General features: G+C 65.3%; 13 protein-coding genes. 4 read left to right on the forward strand and 9 right to left on the reverse strand.

Features of this window, described 5'->3' with window-relative positions:
- Positions 1–42 precede the first annotated feature (42 nt).
- The 9 genes from F468_RS0112190 to F468_RS0112230 form a co-directional block, all read right to left on the reverse strand.
- Positions 43–2,460, reverse strand: coding sequence for a bifunctional diguanylate cyclase/phosphodiesterase (locus F468_RS0112190; RefSeq protein ID WP_018995268.1), 2,418 nt, complete (start codon positions 2,458–2,460; stop codon positions 43–45).
- A gap of 106 nt (positions 2,461–2,566) precedes the next feature.
- A complete protein-coding gene (gene cynS, locus F468_RS0112195; RefSeq protein WP_018649366.1) occupies positions 2,567–3,013 on the reverse strand; it encodes a cyanase in 447 nt (148 codons plus the stop codon).
- Between the two features lie 39 nt (positions 3,014–3,052).
- On the reverse strand, positions 3,053–3,967 hold the full coding sequence (locus F468_RS0112200) for an ABC transporter ATP-binding protein (protein ID WP_018995269.1): 915 nt from the start codon (positions 3,965–3,967) through the stop codon (positions 3,053–3,055).
- Between the two features lie 30 nt (positions 3,968–3,997).
- Positions 3,998–4,843, reverse strand: a complete 846-nt coding sequence (gene ntrB / locus F468_RS0112205) for a nitrate ABC transporter permease (protein WP_018139110.1) — start codon at positions 4,841–4,843, stop codon at positions 3,998–4,000.
- Between the two features lie 3 nt (positions 4,844–4,846).
- Positions 4,847–6,307 carry an ABC transporter substrate-binding protein gene (locus tag F468_RS0112210; protein ID WP_018995270.1) on the reverse strand — a complete coding sequence of 487 codons (1,461 nt, stop codon included), beginning with the start codon at positions 6,305–6,307 and terminating at the stop codon, positions 4,847–4,849.
- 189 nt (positions 6,308–6,496) lie between these two features.
- Positions 6,497–8,137: a sigma-54-dependent Fis family transcriptional regulator gene (locus F468_RS0112215; protein WP_018649369.1), complete on the reverse strand. Its 1,641-nt coding sequence runs from the start codon at positions 8,135–8,137 to the stop codon at positions 6,497–6,499.
- A gap of 143 nt (positions 8,138–8,280) precedes the next feature.
- Positions 8,281–9,120, reverse strand: a complete 840-nt coding sequence (locus F468_RS0112220) for an ABC transporter permease (protein ID WP_018139107.1) — start codon at positions 9,118–9,120, stop codon at positions 8,281–8,283.
- Complete coding sequence (locus F468_RS0112225; protein WP_018139106.1) at positions 9,117–10,400, reverse strand: ABC transporter substrate-binding protein; 1,284 nt, start codon at positions 10,398–10,400, stop codon at positions 9,117–9,119. The genes F468_RS0112220 and F468_RS0112225 overlap by 4 nt, the downstream gene beginning before the upstream one ends.
- A 59-nt stretch (positions 10,401–10,459) precedes the next feature.
- Positions 10,460–11,284, reverse strand: coding sequence for an ABC transporter ATP-binding protein (locus F468_RS0112230; protein WP_018139105.1), 825 nt, complete (start codon positions 11,282–11,284; stop codon positions 10,460–10,462).
- Positions 11,285–11,719: 435 nt separating this feature from the next.
- Here F468_RS0112230 and F468_RS0112235 point away from each other — a divergent pair, with 435 nt between their 5' ends.
- The 4 genes from F468_RS0112235 (at position 11,720) to F468_RS0112250 (ending at position 15,320) form a co-directional block, all read left to right on the forward strand.
- Complete coding sequence (locus tag F468_RS0112235) at positions 11,720–12,268, forward strand: OsmC family protein (protein ID WP_012982379.1); 549 nt, start codon at positions 11,720–11,722, stop codon at positions 12,266–12,268.
- 33 nt (positions 12,269–12,301) lie between these two features.
- The gene (locus F468_RS0112240) at positions 12,302–13,441 is read left to right on the forward strand and encodes an acyl-CoA dehydrogenase family protein (protein WP_018139104.1); all 1,140 of its coding nucleotides are present in this window, start codon (positions 12,302–12,304) and stop codon (positions 13,439–13,441) included.
- A 68-nt stretch (positions 13,442–13,509) separates the two neighbouring features.
- Positions 13,510–13,890: a DUF302 domain-containing protein gene (locus tag F468_RS0112245; protein WP_018993580.1), complete on the forward strand. Its 381-nt coding sequence runs from the start codon at positions 13,510–13,512 to the stop codon at positions 13,888–13,890.
- Positions 13,890–15,320 carry an FAD-dependent oxidoreductase gene (locus tag F468_RS0112250; RefSeq protein ID WP_018995271.1) on the forward strand — a complete coding sequence of 477 codons (1,431 nt, stop codon included), beginning with the start codon at positions 13,890–13,892 and terminating at the stop codon, positions 15,318–15,320. Before F468_RS0112245 ends, F468_RS0112250 begins: the two co-directional genes overlap by 1 nt.
- The last annotated feature ends 102 nt before the right edge of the window (positions 15,321–15,422 follow it).

The raw sequence follows: 15,422 nt of genomic DNA on the forward strand, positions 1-15,422 counted from the left end.
TACATCAGAGAAAAGGCCTGCAGACGCAGGCCTTTTTTCGTTTCAGCTTCCGGTTTGGCGGGCGCTCGAAGGGTGGCTGGACTGCACCAGCTCGATCACTCGCTTGGGGGGCACGGGGGGCGTGGTCAGGTAGCCCTGCCAGGCATCGCAGCCCTGCGAGGCGAGAAAGCTCCGCTGGGCCTCGGTCTCCACGCCTTCCGCCAGCACGTCCAGCCCCAGGTTGTGGGCCATGCTGATGATCGCCATGGTCAGTTCCACGTCGTTGCGGTCCTCCGGCAGGTCGCGCACGAACGTCTGGTCGATCTTCAGGATGTCGATCGCGAACTCCTTCAGGTAGGCAAGCGACGAATATCCAGTGCCGAAGTCGTCGATCGCCAGCAATACGCCAAGGGATTTCAGTTGTTCCAGTGTGCCGCGGGTGGCCTCGGCCTGGTGCATTAGGGTGCTCTCGGTAATCTCGAGGGTCAGACGGCGCGGTTCCAGGCCCGTGTCGCGCAGTACCTGACGAATCCGGCGCGGCAGGCCGGGCGCGGCGATCTGGTGTCCGGACAGGTTGACCGAGACCTCGAGCGGAGAGTGTCCGGAGCGGTCCCACTCGATCACCTGGCGGCAGGCCTGCTCCAGCACGAAGTCGCCGACCGCCCCGATCAGGCCGGTCTCTTCCGCGACCGGGATGAACACGTTCGGAGAGATCAGGCCTTCTTCCGGGTCGCGCCAGCGCACTAGGGCCTCGACCCCAGTGATGCGGCCGGTGGCCATCCGTACCTGTGGCTGATAGAAGACCTCGAGCTCGTCCTGCGCCAGGGCCCGGCGGAGGCGGTTCTCGATCTCCAGGCGGCGGCTCGCCGCCTCGGTCATCGAATGGCTGTAGAAGCGGAACGTATTGCGGCCGGCATCCTTCGCCTCGTACATCGCCGCATCCGCCTGAGTGATCAGCTCTCCGGCATCCCTGGCATGGTCGGGGAAAAGCGAGATGCCGATGCTCGCGCCCACCTGCAGGTCGCGCCAGCCCCCGACCGCGAAGGACTCCGCGATCAGCTCCAGCAGTTCGCGGGCGCGTGCCTCGACATCGGGCCGGTCGCGGATGTCATCGAGCACCACGATGAATTCGTCCCCGCCGATGCGTGCCACGGTCTGGGCCCGGAAGCGCTCTTTCAGGCGCTCTCCGAGGATTTGCAACAGCTCGTCCCCGACCGCGTGGCCCAGGCTGTCGTTGATGGTCTTGAAGCGGTCGAGATCCATGAACAGCACTGCTATTCGGTCCTTCTGGTGCCGGGCCTCGGCCATGGCGCTCTCCAGCCGCTGGTGCAGCAATACGCGGTTGGGCAGCCCGGTCAGCGGGTCGTGGCCGGCCTGATAGGCCAGGCGCGCCTCGTGCGCGCGCAGGCGCGATTCCGCCTCGCGCCGTTGGTCAACTTCCAGGGCCAGCTGGGCGTTCAGCCGGCGGTAATGCACCACGGCCAGCGTCGAAAGCAGCAGCAGGGCCAGCAGAAACCCCAGCGGGATCTCCGGGCGGGCCTCCAGGAGCGCGCGGAGATCCAGCACTAGCGTCGGTTCGTAGGGCGGCAGGCCCAGCGTCTCGAACAACTGGTGCACCGGGGTGTAGGACAGGGGGGCCGACCAGCCGTGGTAGCCGCCTGCGCTGGCCGCGAGGTGATCGGCCGGCAGGCGCAGCAGGGCGATGGTGACCGCCTCCGCGATTGCATCGGGGGTGTGGTCCAGACGCGAGAAGGGCCATTCCGGGTACAGCCGGGTCGTGTGGGCCAGCGGGAATTCGGCGGTTTCGCGCGGCTGCAGTACTCGAAGGGCATCCGAGGGGATCTCGCCCGCTTCTATCAGCGATTCCAGCAGCCCGGTACGGACCATCCCGGCGTCGGCCTCGCCGGCAAGCAGGGCGTCGATCACCAGGCGGTGCGGCATCCCGGTGAAGGTGAGCGATTCGAGATCCTCGAACGGGTCGATCCCGGCGCGATGCAGTTCGAAATGGCCGGCCTGCCACCCCCCCAGCGAGTCCTGGTCTACGGCGAGCAGGCGCTGGCCACGCAGGTCGGGCAGGGTCTGCAGGTCTTCGCGCCCGGCGGGTACCAGGACCACGCCGCCGAACTGGCGGACCGGTTGGCCCTGCTCGCTCCCGATGAGGGTGGCCAGCCGGGTAATGCCCTGCTGCGCCTCCAGCCGCACGTAGTGTCCGGTGTTGGTCAGTACGAAGTCCAGCTCCCCCGATTCGACGGCGCGATTGAGGTCAGCGTAGTCGAGCGCACGGATCCGGAACGCGGCGTCGGAGATGCTTTCGCTCAGATAGTCGGCCGTGGGTTGCCAGCGCGCCTCGGTGGCCTCGAGGTCTTCGAAGGCGAGGACCCCGATCGTATGCACGTCGGGCGTATCGGTGATGGCCAGGGCGGGCGCAACAGCGGTCAGCAGCGCCAGCAGCGAGGAGAGCAGGGGTCGTGGCCAGAACATGGCAAGAGCCTACTCGATCTGGGGGAATGCCGCATGGGGGCGGGCGAGTGCGGTGCAAGGGGAGGGACCCCGCCGCCACGGGTCGGCGGCAGGGCGCACGGGCGGACTACCAGCTCTTGTAGGGCAGGAATTTTCCGTTCCAGGTGATCTTGACGCGGTCGCCCTTCGGGTCCTCGACCTTGTCGATATCCATGGTGAAGTCGATCGCGCTCATGATGCCGTCGCCGAACTTCTCGTGGATCAGCGCCTTCATGGTGTCGCCATAGACGTTGATCGCCTCGTAGAAGCGGTAGAGCACCGGGTCTGTCGGGATGGTCTTGTCCCAGTGCTTGTGCGGGAAGGCCTGCAGCGCCTGGGCAACCTCGGGCCCGAGGCCGAGGAAGCTCGCCAGTTTCTCGGCCTGGTCCGCCTCGAGGTGGTTCATGCCATAGCAGGCGGAGGTTACATAAACCTCGTGCAGGCCGGTGGCCTCGGCGATCGCGGCCCAGGTGCTACCGCGGTTCTCCTTGGCCTCGAGGATGGTGGTGGTCATGGCGGTCTTGCTGAGACTCATCGGGTAAGTCCTCTTGGTCGTGTTAGTGGATAAGGGTGTTCAAACGGCCCGGATCGCGGCCCGCTCCTGTGGCGCGGCGGACTCCGAGGGCTTCGCCGGATTGACATGGCGTGGCTCGTGGCGCGGATCCATACCCTGAGCGGCTTCCTGCTGGGCCTCCAGGGACATGTCCTTCGCGCGGTGTACGAGGAAGTCCACCAGGTGATTGCGGATCTTGTAGTAGTGCTCGTGCTGGTGGAGCGTGGCGCGCTCGCGGGGACGCGGGATGTCGATCTTCACCGACTCCGCGACCTTGGCGTGCGGGCCGTTGGTCATCAGCAGCACGCGGTCGGCCAGCAGGATGGCCTCGTCGACGTCATGCGTGATCATGAATACCGTCTGGTGGGTCTCCTGCCAGATCTTCAGCAGCTCCTCCTGGATCACGCCGCGGGTCAGGGCATCGAGTGCCCCGAACGGCTCGTCCATCAGCAGCAGCTTCGGCTCGATCGCAAAGGCGCGTGCGATGCCGACGCGCTGGCGCATGCCGCCGGAGAGCTGTGACGGCTTGCGGTCCATCGCGTGGTCCAGCCCGACCATCTTCAGATACTTCTCGGCATGTTCCAGACGCTTCTGCTTGCTCCAGTTGGGCCAGCGGGCGCGCACCGCGAACATTACGTTGTCGCGCGCCGACAGCCAGGGCAGCAGGCTGTGGTTCTGGAAGATCACGCCCTGGTCCAGGCTCGGACCCTTGATCTCCTTGTTGTCCATGATCACGTTGCCGTCGGTCGGCGAGGCCAGGCCGGCGAGCACGTTCAGGATGGTGGATTTGCCGCAGCCGGAGTGGCCGATCAGGCAGACGAACTCGCCTTTCTGGATCTCCAGATCCACCCCCTCGAAGACCGTCATCAGGTCGTCCGAGTCGGGCTGCGGGAAGCGTTGGCTCAGATTCTCGATTTCGAGGAAGCCCTTGCTCATGGTTGTACTCCTGGTTGGGCTGCGCCGACGTCAGTCGGCGTAGCGCACGAGTTTGGTGGCCTGGGCGAGGCTGAGATCCAGCAGGAACCCGATGATGCCGATCATCACGATCGCGAAGATCACGCTGGCCAGGTCGAGGTTGTTCCACTGGTTCCAGATGTAGTAGCCAATGCCGGTGCCGCCTACGAGCATCTCGGCGGCCACAATCACCAGCCAGGCGATGCCGATGGAGATGCGCATCCCGGTCAGGATGGTCGGGGCCGCGGCGGGCAGGATCACGGTGAATGCCGTGCGCACCTTGGACAGCTCGTGGGTCTTGGCCACGTTCAGCCAGTCATTGCGCACCGATGCGACGCCGTAGGCCGTGTTGACCAGCATGGGCCAGATCGAACAGATGAAGATCACGAAGATCGCCGAGATGTTCGAGTCACGGATCACGAACAGGGCCAGCGGCATCCAGGCCAGAGGCGATATGGGCTTGAGCACCTGAATGAACGGGTCAAAGGCCTTGTTCAGAAGCGGCGACATGCCGATCACGAAGCCGAACGGGACGGCGATCAGCGCGGCCAGGAAGAAGCCCAGCAGGACGCGATAGATCGAGTAACCCAGCTGGATGCCGATGCCCTTGTCGTTCGGGCCGGCATCGTAGAAGGGGTTGCTCAGCTCGGAAACGGCGTGGCTGATCACCTCGGACGGTGCGGGGATGCCGCTGGAGCCGCGTTGCCCGCCGCCCCCGGTCAGCATTTCGTACTCGCTGAGTTCTTCCTCCTGGATCATCAGGACCTCCGGGGCGGTGGCCAACTGCCACACGCCCAGGAAGAACAGCAGGATCACAACCGAAAGTACCCCGGCTCGAAAGTTGAGATTGCTCAACATGGCTTAGCTCCTGCGCATTTCGAAGCTTTCGAGATAGCCTTCCGGATCGGTGTAGTCGAACACCTTCCCCATGATCTCGAAGTTCTTGTAAGTGTCGCTCGGCGGTTCGTAGCCGAGCTCTTTCATCACCTCGGCACACTCGCTGGCGAGGAAGACATCCTCGGCGAGCCGGTTGTAGTCGAAGTCGCGACTCACATAGCCCCAGCGCTTCATCTGCGTGAGGATCCAGGTCGCCATCGAGTGCCAGGGGAACGGATCAAAGTCGATCCGGTGTGGGTCTTCCTTCACCTCTCCCAGGCCGTCGGCGTAGCGGCCGGTCAGCACCTGGCGGACTACGGGCTCCGGCTGGTTGAGATAGGAACGAGAGGAAATGACTTCGGCGATCTCGGCGCGGTTGTCGAGGTCGGACGAGTACTGGGTGGCATCGATCAGTGAACGGAACAGCGCCCCGAAGGTGTTCGGGTGTTCCTCGGCCCAGGCGGCCGAACAGGCGAAGGCGCAGCAGGGGTGCCCGTCCCAGATCTCCTTGGTCAGCATGTGAATGAAGCCGATCTCGTCCCAGACCGCGCGCTGGTTGAACGGGTCGGGCGCCAGATAGCCATCGATGTTCTCGGCGCGCAGGTTGGCGACCATCTCCGGCGGCGGGATCACGCGAATGCTGATGTCCTGATCCGGGTCCAGGCCGTGTTCCGCGACCAGATAGCGCAGCAGGAAGTTGTGGATCGAATATTCGAACGGGACCGCAAAGCGGAAGCCCTTCCAGTCCTTGGGATCGCGCTTGTCCTTGTGCTTGTTGTGCAGGGTGATCGCCTGACCGTTGATGTTCTCGATCGCCGGCATGATGAAGTGCTCGCGGCTGGACGAGCTGGTGCCCATCGTCATCGACAGCGGCATCGGCGAGAGCATGTGCGAGGCGTCGTATTCACCCGAGAGCGACATGTCGCGCGCGACCGCCCAGCCCGCCGTGTTGATCACGTCCACATCGAGGCCATAGCGCTCGTAGAAGCCCATCGGGTGGGCCATGATGATCGGCGTGGCACAGGTGATCGGCACGAAGCCGACGCGCAGCTTGGTCTTCTCCAGCGGTCCGCCGTCCTTGATGGCGGCTTTCACCTTGTCCAGTGGCATAACCGAACCCAGCGCCGCGGCCAGGGTGCCGCCACCCAGCATCTGCAGGAAGCGCCGCCGGTTGATCTCGTTGTGGCCGAACATTCCGCGCACCACCGCGCTCTCGACCGCGCGGTCGATCAGGGCCTCTTCGTCCAGCGTGTCCTGGGCCTTCTTCTCGGCGTGGTGAGGCTCGGTTGCGGCGAGTTCGCCGTTGTCCATTCGGCGTTCGAGGTTGGGGTCGGCCGCGTCGAAGCAGCTGCACTGGCCCGGGCCGTGATGGCCGTGGCGGCAGGCGCTGTCGTGGCGGAGGTCCGAATTGGCGTCAAACGGGTCGCTTAGGCTCTTGGTCGGCATGGCGATGTTCTCCTGGGTGGACGGATTCAAATCGGGGCGGTTGCGCCGCCCATGCCTGAGGCTTTGCAGAAGCCATGCCAAGAAGGGAAACGACGACCTGTGGGAGTTGGCGGGGAGGTATCTGACGACACTTGGTCGACACTCTGGACAGAGTGGACAAAGTGTCCTTATTAATCGTCTTGATCGCTTCTAAGTGACTTCTATGCCGAGCTTTTTCAGGCGGTAGCGTAGCTGGCGCGGGGTCAGCCCCAGGCCGAGTGCGGCACGTGTCTTGTTGCCGCTGGATTGCTCGATGGCGCGCAGCAGACGCTCGGCCTCGGATGCATGGACACGCTGGTAGGGACGCACCACGCTGGTGCGCTGTGCGTCATCGTTGGGCGCCAGGGGTGCGGGATTGACCGCTGGCGGGGCAGCCGCCTCGGCGGGGGTTCGAGTGGGCTCGTGGGGGCTGATGCGCGATTCCTCGTGCAGGATCTCGTCGATCAGTGCCGTCGTGATGCGGCCGTCGCTGGAGAGCAGAACGGCGCGTTCCAGCACGTTCTCCAGTTGACGGATGTTGCCCGGCCAGTCGAAGGCCTCAAGCCGTTCCAGCACGCGTTCGTCCAGCACCACGTTCCAGCCGTGCAGGTGGGTGAAACGGTCAAGGAAGTGTCGTGTCAGCAGGCGGATGTCGCTGGCCCGGTCGCGCAGGGCGGGCATGTGCAGCGGGATCACGTTCAGACGGTAGAACAGGTCGAGCCGGAACTCGCCCGCGTTGACGGCCGCCTGCAAGTTTTTGTGGGTGGCGGCCACGATGCGCACGTCCACCGGGATGTCACGATTGCCCCCGATAGGCTGGACCACGCGCTCCTGCAGCACGCGCAGGATCTTCGACTGCAACGCCTCCGGCATGTCGCCGATTTCGTCGAGGAACAGCGTGCCGCCGTCGGCCAGCGCGATCTTCCCGGTCTTGGCGCTGCTGGCACCGGTGAATGCCCCCTTTTCGTGGCCGAACAGCTCCGACTCCAGCAGGTCGGCCGGGATGGCCGCGCAGTTAAGCGATATGAAAGGGCGGGCGTTGCGCTGGCTGATCCGGTGGATCATGCGCGCGACCTTCTCCTTCCCGGTCCCCGAGTCCCCTGTGATCAGGACCGTGGCCTGGGTATCCGCGATGCGGTGCACCTGCTTGAGCACATGCTTGAGGGCGGGGCTCTCGCCGAGGATGCCGTACTGCCCGCCCTGGGTATCCAGCGCACTTTTCAGGTAACGGTTTTCCGATACCAGTTCGGCGGTGCGCTCGGCGATCAGCTGGTTAATGCGCAGGACCTGGCCGATCATGCTGGCGATCACGCGCAGCACATTCAGGTCGTCCTGGAACTGGCGCGAGCGTCGGCGCAGGCGGTGCACGCCAAGTACACCGATCGCGTGTTCGTCCTGCACGATGGGTACGGCGATATAGGCGACCGTCTCCTGCGGCAGGGTGGCGCGGTCGATCGCGCGGGCCAGGTACTCCGGCTCGTTGTCGATATCCTGGATCAGCGCGATCTGGCTGGTCTTCATCACGCGCCCGGTCACACCCTCGCCGAGGCTGTAGCGGCCCCGTTCGCGCTCGGCATCGGTCAGCCCGTAGGCATGGCGGATACGGAGCTTGCCGGTGTCCGGGTCCGGCAGCAGTACGCGCCCCCGGTTCAGCCCCAGCAATTGCGACATCATCCCAAGGATGCGGTAGATCGCGGCGTCGGGATCGCCCGAACGGCCCATCAGCTTGGCCACCTCCAGCAACAGGGTGATCTCCTGTTCGCGGGTGGCCAGGTCGGGTGCAGCCGGTTCGGAAAGCGAGTGCAGTGCCATGGGTGGGTATATGCAGAAAGCCTGCCAGCCCGTATTTCCTGTCGTAAGGCGGGCTGGCAGGCGGTTTTGTGGTCTGTTGTGGTGCTGTCTGCCTCGCCGCGGGGCGTGTATTGCACCGCGGCGAGGCTTGCGACTTGCTAAATCTAGCTCTCGGCGTGGTAGCTGCTGCGCTTGATCAGGCGCACGCAGATCGCGTCGAGCATGTAGCCGATGATGCCGATCACCAGCACGAAGGCCGCCAGCTTGTCGTACTCCAGCGTGTCGCGGGCATCGTTGATCGCATAGCCCAGCCCGGAGGTCACGCCGAGGTACTCGGCGGGAACCAGCACGATCCAGGCCACACCTACCGCCAGGCGGATGCCGGCAAACACATCCTGGGCGATCGCGGGCATCACGATGTAGCGCAGGGTGTGGATCGGGTTGGCCCCGAGGTTGGAGCCCACCTTCAGCCACATCGGGTCGATGCGCTGGACGCCATGGGCCGTGGCATAGGTGATCGGCCAAATCGCGGCGATCGCGATCAGGAAGATGATCGCCCCGTCCCAGGTGGCGAAGGCCAGCACCGCAATCGGCATCCAGGCCAGCGGCGAGATCATGCGCAGGAACTGGAATGGCACATGGGTGATCTGCTTCAGCGTCAGGAAGTAGCCGATCATCACGCCCATCGGCACGCCGATCGCGATGGCATAGAACAGGCCCCAGCCCACGCGGTACAGGCTGGACTCGATCGGTTTCCAGACGTTGCCGGAGCTGACCAGGTCCCAGAACGCCGTGAGAGTCGGGCCGGGGGCAAAGCTGGCGAACGCCATCGTGTCCTCGTTATTGGCGATCAGCCAGCCGCCCCACCACCACAGGGCGAAAAGCCCGGCGATGCCCACCGCCGGGTATTGCACCCGGCGCCGGACCTGATCCGCCAGCCGCAGGAACGGGATCATCCGTTCCAGGGCCGGGTTCAGCTCGTTCATCGTGGCTTCGCGGTTCATAGCGCGATCACCTCCTCGCGCTCGAACGGCGAATCGAGGTTTACGCCGGGCGCGCCGTGCCAGGCGGTGTGCTTCTCCATTGCCTTCTTGACGAACTCGTAGTTCACCAGGTCCTCGGTCACGAAATCGGGATCCAGGTCCTGGAGGAAGGTGGTGTCGCCACCGACCAGCGTCTCGTTCATCGCGCTGACCAGATACTTGGTCGCGGACGGATAGGGCCAGGGCGAGAAGTCGATGCGACCGTTGCCCCAGTCGGCGTTGCGGATCGCGCCGCTGTCGGTGTAGGTGGAGTCGTTGGTGTAGTTGGTCATGGCCCGCTCGACGACACCGGCTGGCATTGGCAGGTAGCCCTTGCCGTCACGCGAGAGCAGGGTGGCGACCGCCTTCTTGTCCTCCTGGATGGTGCCCTGGGCGCGGACCACGGCGTTCATGACCTTCTGCGTCCATTCCGGCTCGCGGTTGGTCAGGCGTTCGTTCATGCAGATCACGCAACAGGGGTGATTCTTCCAGATGTCGCCGGTAAAGCGCAGCAGGTTGCCGTGGGCCAGCATCTCGCCTGCCGCGTTGAAGGGCTCGGCCACGATAAAGGCATCGATAGAGCGCGCGGCCAGGGCCGGCGGCATATCCGGCGGCGGCATCAGCATCAGGTTGACCTCGTGCGACTCCAGCGCCGCCCCCTGGTCGCGGATCACCGGGGTCAGACCGGCGTCGCGCAGGGCCATCTGCATCACCACGTTGTGCATCGAGTACCAGTAGGGCACGGCAACGCTCTTGCCGCCCAGATCCGAGAAGTCATTGACCTCTACGTGGCGCCCGGTGACCACGGCCGATCCGTTGATATGGGCCCAGGACATGATCTTGACCGGGAAATCGTTCTGATAGCGCATCCACAGGGGGATGGGCTTCAAAAGATGCACGAGGTTGAAGCGGTTGGCCGCGAAGGACTCGATCAGCGGCGACCAGCCCCGGATCAGCGTCGGATCGGCGACCTCCAGGCCCTCGTCCTCGAAATAGCCCTCGGAGTGGGCCACCAGCAGCGCGGCGGCATCGGTGATCGGGATGTAGCCGATCCGCACCACGCCGTCGAAGTCACGGGTGATCCCTTCGGGCTCTTCCAGGCCATCCGGCTCGGCGCCGAACAGCGACCCCGGCAGGGCGAGACCGGTGCCGGCCAGGCCGCCGACGGCGGCGGTGCGCAGGAAGTTGCGCCGCGAGAAATTGGTCGACAGCAGTTGGTCGAGCTCGCGGTCGATATCGTGGTGGTGGTCGCAGTTGCACATGACGGTGGTTCCTTTTTTGGCGATGACGGGGACGACGGGTATCGGTTGGTTGCGGGTATTCAGGCCGCGCGGATTCGCGCCTGACGACGGCTGGATTCGCTTTCGGATTCAGCGCGGGGTTGCACCCCGGAGCCGCCCGGGTGGCGAGTGGCGCCGAAGAACTCCATGAGCTCGCTCTTGAGATCCACGAACTGATGGCTGGCTCGATCACGGGGGTAGGGGAGTTCCACCTTCAGCTCGGCGGTGATCGTGCCGGGGTTGGAGCCCATGACCAGCACGCGGTCGGCCATTGCGACGGCCTCGTCGATGTCGTGGGTGACAAACACCACCGAGATGCCGCGTTCACGTGCCAGGCGCGTGACCTCGTCCTGCAGGGCAACACGGGTGAAGGCGTCCAGTGCGGAGAACGGCTCGTCCAGCAGCAGCAGTTCCGGGTCCGTCGCCAGGCTGCGGGCCAGCGCGACGCGCTGTTGCTGCCCCCCCGAGAGCGACTGCACGTTGACCTCGGCCTTGTCCGCCAGGCCCACCGTGTCCAGGAGCTGATCGATGCGCTCCTTCAGACCTTTCCGGCGACCCTGGAAAATCAGCCCCAGAGAGGCGTTCTTGCGCACGGTCATCCAGGGGTACAGCGAAGGCTTCTGAAACATCATGTTCCAGCGCGGGCTGGGCTTGATGACCTGCTGGCCGTTGATGCGCACGCAGCCGTCGCTGGGCAGCAGCAGCCCGGCGAGCATATGCAGCAGGGTGGATTTGCCACAGCCACTCTGGCCGATCAGGGCGACGGTCTCGCCCGGCGCGACGGTGACCTCGATGTCCTTCAGGGTCGGATCTTCCTGACCCGGATAGTGGTGGGTGATGTAGTCGATGGAGATGGCGGCGCCCATGGCATTTCCCTCGTAAGCCTGCGTTCATGTGCCGCCCGGTGGACGGCGCGTTCACAGGTGTCCTTACAAGGGGCGTGCCAAACCTCGCGGTGTGATCGCCCGAGGATTCCCGGGCCCTCTGATAAACGGCGACGTGGAGCCGTTCCGCAGGTCTTGAATCACGGCGGGGGTGGGGAATCTGTGGGTGTCGAACGGCCCGGGGCGTCCGGCGTGTCGCGGACAAAGACGACAAAGTGTCCGGCTTGGGCGACAAAGCGGACAAATCGTCCGGCCCGGATGGTTGGTCAATTTGTCGTGTTCAGGTGGAAATCGCTTCATGAAGCCGTTTTTCGGTGGTTGGCACAGCTTCTGCACTGCGATGGTCGACCCGGCGCGATCCGGGATGGTCACCACAGCCGGTGGCCCTGACCGCCAACCATCGAGAGGAGCTACACCATGTCCACTGCCGAAGCCACCACCACCCTGTCCATGAACGCGCTGGAGCCGATCGACCAGAACGGTCTCAACGATCTGGCTGCCAAGGGCAAGGCCAATCCGGAAAGCATCGTCACTCTGAAGGCCACCACGGTCTGCGAGGGCAAGTTCCGCAACCTGACCTACGTGCGCGATCTGGATGCGCATGTGATCGACGAGCCGCCGCACCTGCTGGGTGACGACACCGCCCCCAACCCCTCCGAGGCGGTACTGGCCAGCCTGGGCGCCTGTCTTTCGGTCGGCATGCACGCCAACGCCATCGACCGCGGCATCACGCTGACCAAGCTGGAACTGACGCTGGAGGGCGACATCAACGTGACCGCCGTGTGGGGTGTGGGCGATACCGACGTCAACAAGCGCCTCGGCTTCACCGATATCCGCGTGAAGGCGCACCTGGAGGGAGATGCCAGCGAGGAGCAACTGAAAGAGCTGGTGGCCCATGCCGACTTCTGGTCGCCCGTGGCCAACACCATGCGCAACCCGGTTGGTGTCAGCGTCGAGCTGGCCTGAACCACCTGCCATCCCGAACGGGAGAGAGAACCCATGTTGCAGACCCGTACTGACGAACAGACGGGGGTGTCGCCGGCCGCAGGGCCGGCGGACGCCGATGCCCCGCTGAAGGCGCTGGTGGAACGCGAACTCGCGCCGCTAACCGCCCGCATCGATCGCGAGGGCGTCTACCCCGAGAATTTCCTGCGCGAGGCGGGTCGCCTCGGCGCATTCAATCGCCACCTGGCCAGCCAGAACGCGACCGGTACGACGGACATTGCCGGCGCGATCCGCGCGACCGAGGTGATTTCGGCCGAGTGTATGACCACAGGCTTTGTGGCCTGGTGCCAGAACGCCTGCGCCTGGTACGCGGAGAACAGTGACTCCGACGTGCTCAAGCGCGAGGCCCTGCCGAAGCTCGCCAATGCCGAGGCGCTGGGCGCGACCGCTCTGTCCAATCCGATGAAGTGGTTCGCCAACATCGAGGAGTTGAAGCTGAATGCCGAGCGCGTCGATGGCGGCTATATCGTCTCCGGCGCGCTGCCCTGGGTGTCCAACCTGGGCGAGGACCATTATTTCGGCGCGATCTTCCGTACCACTGATGCCAACCCGCGTCCGTTGATGGCGCTGATCAACTGTGCCGATCCCGGTTTCAGCCTGACGGCCTGCCCCGAGTTCACCGCGCTGGAGGGCTCGCGCACCTTCGGTTGCCACTTCGACCGGGTGTTCGTGCCGGATGCCCATATCCTTGCGGACCCTCTGCCGGAGTACATCCGCCGCATTCGCCCCGGTTTTGTGCTGCTGCAGATGGGCATGGGGCTGGGCCTGATCGATGGCTGCATCGAGACCATGCGCGAGTCCAACGAGACCCTCGCGCACGTGAATGGCTATCTGGATGACCAGGTCGGCGAGCTGGAGGAGGCCCTGGCGGATGCCCGCAGTGCCTGTTACGCGCTGTCGGAGACACCGTTCGATGACTCCGAGCGCTTCTTTGCCGATGTGCTGCAGATGCGACTGACGGGCTCCGAGCTGTCGCTGCGCGCCTCGCAGTCGGCCCTGCTGCACTGCGGCGCGCGGGGCTACAAGGCGGACGCGGCGGCCCAGCGCAAGCTGCGCGAGTCGTACTTCGTCGCGATTGTGACGCCCGCGATCAAGCACCTGCGCAAGGAGCTTGCACGGATCCACGCCCACTGAACCGGTGCCCCTCGAACCCGCGCAGCCCCGGTGAAGCCGGGACCGCGCCCCGAATGCAAGGAATCCCCATGTTGGAAACCACCACCCGACTGGACCCCGAGACCGCCGTGGAACGGCTGAAGCAGGCGATCGAAGCCCAGGGACTGAAGCTGGTCTCGCACATCAACGGCCAGGCCAATGCGGCAAAGATCGGGGTCGAGGTCCCTACCGACCAGATCCTCGAGGTCTTTCACCCGAGCTACGCGGTGCGCGTGTGGCAGGCCTGCAAGGGCGCCGGAATCGATATCCCGCTGCGCATCCATGTATCGGATGAGGGCGATGCCCTGTGCATACGCACGCGCTCGGCGCGGGAGGTATTCAAGCCCTGGGCGAGCCCTGAGCTCGACACCATCGGTGCGGAGCTGGATCCGAAGCTGCAGGCGATTCTGGACACCCTGGAGGCCGCGTGATGACTACTGAAACCGACGACTACAAACGCTATATCTGCAAGGTCTGCGGCTACATCTACGACGAGGCGAAGGGTGACCCCGACTCCGGCCTCGCGCCGGGTACCCGCTTCGAGGACATCCCCGACGACTGGTACTGCCCGGACTGCAACGTGACCAAGGCGGATTTCAGTCCCTTCGAGCCGCGGGCCGAGTCCACCGACGCGGTCTCCGCCGCAAGCGCCTGGAGTGGCCCGCGCGGCGACGACCCCGACGCAGTCGTGATCGTGGGTGCCGGCATGGCCGGTTGGGCCCTGGCCGAGCGCCTGCGGGAGCAGGACCCGCGCCGCACCATCCGCATGATTACCGCAGACAGTGGCGACTATTACACCAAGCCCCGCCTGTCGAACGCGTTTGGCCGCGAGACCGCGCTCGACGAACTGGTCGAAGAGGGCGGGCAGCAGCGCGCGGGGCGTCTGGGTGTGGAGCTGATGCCGTTTCTGCGCGTGCTGGGTATCGATCGTGACCGCCAGCGTGTGATCACGGCACGCGGGGGCATACCCTATGGCCAGCTGGTGCTGGCCACCGGTGCCCGGCCGCGCCGCATCGATTTTCCGGGCGATGCGGCGGCCCCGCTGTCCGTGAATACCCTGGATGACTACTGTCTGCTGCGCGAGGCACTGGAAGCGCCGGGAAAGAGCCCGGCCGAGACCCCGGTGGCCATCATTGGGGCGGGTCTGGTGGGCTGCGAGCTGGCCGATGACCTGGCCAGGGGAGGTTTCCCGGTCGCACTGATCGAGTGTGCCGAACAGCCTCTCGCGGGACTGTTGCCGTCGCCCATGAGCCAGGACCTCGCCGCAGCCCTGGAGAAGCGTGGTGTCGATTTGCGTCTGGGCACCAGTGTCGCCTGTCTGAACAAGGGAGGGCCGGGCACGACCGTCGAGCTGCAGGACGGCGAACCGGTCCAGGCGACGGTGGTGCTGTCCGCGCTGGGGCTTGAGGGTCAGAACGACATCGCCCGGGCGGCTGGTCTGGACTGCGGCCTCGGGGTCCGCGTGAATGCACAACTGGCCACGTCCGATGCGGCGATCTTTGCCCTCGGCGACGGTTGCGAGTTTGCCGGCCGGTTGCGCCCGTACGTGGAGACGCTGCGCGACCAGGCGGCGGTGCTGGCTCGAACCCTCGGTGGCGACGTGACGGAGTACGTGCCCGGGCCGGGTACGGTCCAGGTGAAGACGGCGAGTCTGCCCCTGAACGTGTGTCCGCCGCGCGACGTCGCTCGGGGCGCTTGGGTCGAGACCGAATCCACCCCCTCCGGTCGCCAGTTGGAGTTTCATGCCGACGGCGTGCTGGCGGGGTTCGCGGTGTCAGGGTCCCTGGCGCGGCGCGCGGCGGACCTGGAGGCCCGGCTGGGACAACCCGTGGATGCCGAGCGCCCGCGTATGGCCAGCTAACAGGTGCGATGGCCGTTGGCGGCAAGGCCCCGGCCGGCGTGGAAGAACCGAGTGCTGTGCGGGGTGTTCGTTATACTGGGGCGCTGATGCATTTACGCGATG

Origin of the sequence: Thioalkalivibrio sp. ALJ2, from assembly GCF_000378325.1 — a bacterium.
Lineage (GTDB): Bacteria > Pseudomonadota > Gammaproteobacteria > Ectothiorhodospirales > Ectothiorhodospiraceae > Thioalkalivibrio.

Coding starts and splice junctions, on each gene's coding strand:
- F468_RS0112190 (WP_018995268.1), bottom strand. CDS start 2,460: ATGTTCTGGCCACGACCCCTGCTCTCCTCGCTGCTGGCGCTGCTGACC.
- cynS (WP_018649366.1), bottom strand. CDS start 3,013: ATGAGTCTCAGCAAGACCGCCATGACCACCACCATCCTCGAGGCCAAG.
- F468_RS0112200 (WP_018995269.1), bottom strand. CDS start 3,967: ATGAGCAAGGGCTTCCTCGAAATCGAGAATCTGAGCCAACGCTTCCCG.
- ntrB (WP_018139110.1), bottom strand. CDS start 4,843: ATGTTGAGCAATCTCAACTTTCGAGCCGGGGTACTTTCGGTTGTGATC.
- F468_RS0112210 (WP_018995270.1), bottom strand. CDS start 6,307: ATGCCGACCAAGAGCCTAAGCGACCCGTTTGACGCCAATTCGGACCTC.
- F468_RS0112215 (WP_018649369.1), bottom strand. CDS start 8,137: ATGGCACTGCACTCGCTTTCCGAACCGGCTGCACCCGACCTGGCCACC.
- F468_RS0112220 (WP_018139107.1), bottom strand. CDS start 9,120: ATGAACCGCGAAGCCACGATGAACGAGCTGAACCCGGCCCTGGAACGG.
- F468_RS0112225 (WP_018139106.1), bottom strand. CDS start 10,400: ATGTGCAACTGCGACCACCACCACGATATCGACCGCGAGCTCGACCAA.
- F468_RS0112230 (WP_018139105.1), bottom strand. CDS start 11,284: ATGGGCGCCGCCATCTCCATCGACTACATCACCCACCACTATCCGGGT.
- F468_RS0112235 (WP_012982379.1), top strand. CDS start 11,720: ATGTCCACTGCCGAAGCCACCACCACCCTGTCCATGAACGCGCTGGAG.
- F468_RS0112240 (WP_018139104.1), top strand. CDS start 12,302: ATGTTGCAGACCCGTACTGACGAACAGACGGGGGTGTCGCCGGCCGCA.
- F468_RS0112245 (WP_018993580.1), top strand. CDS start 13,510: ATGTTGGAAACCACCACCCGACTGGACCCCGAGACCGCCGTGGAACGG.
- F468_RS0112250 (WP_018995271.1), top strand. CDS start 13,890: ATGACTACTGAAACCGACGACTACAAACGCTATATCTGCAAGGTCTGC.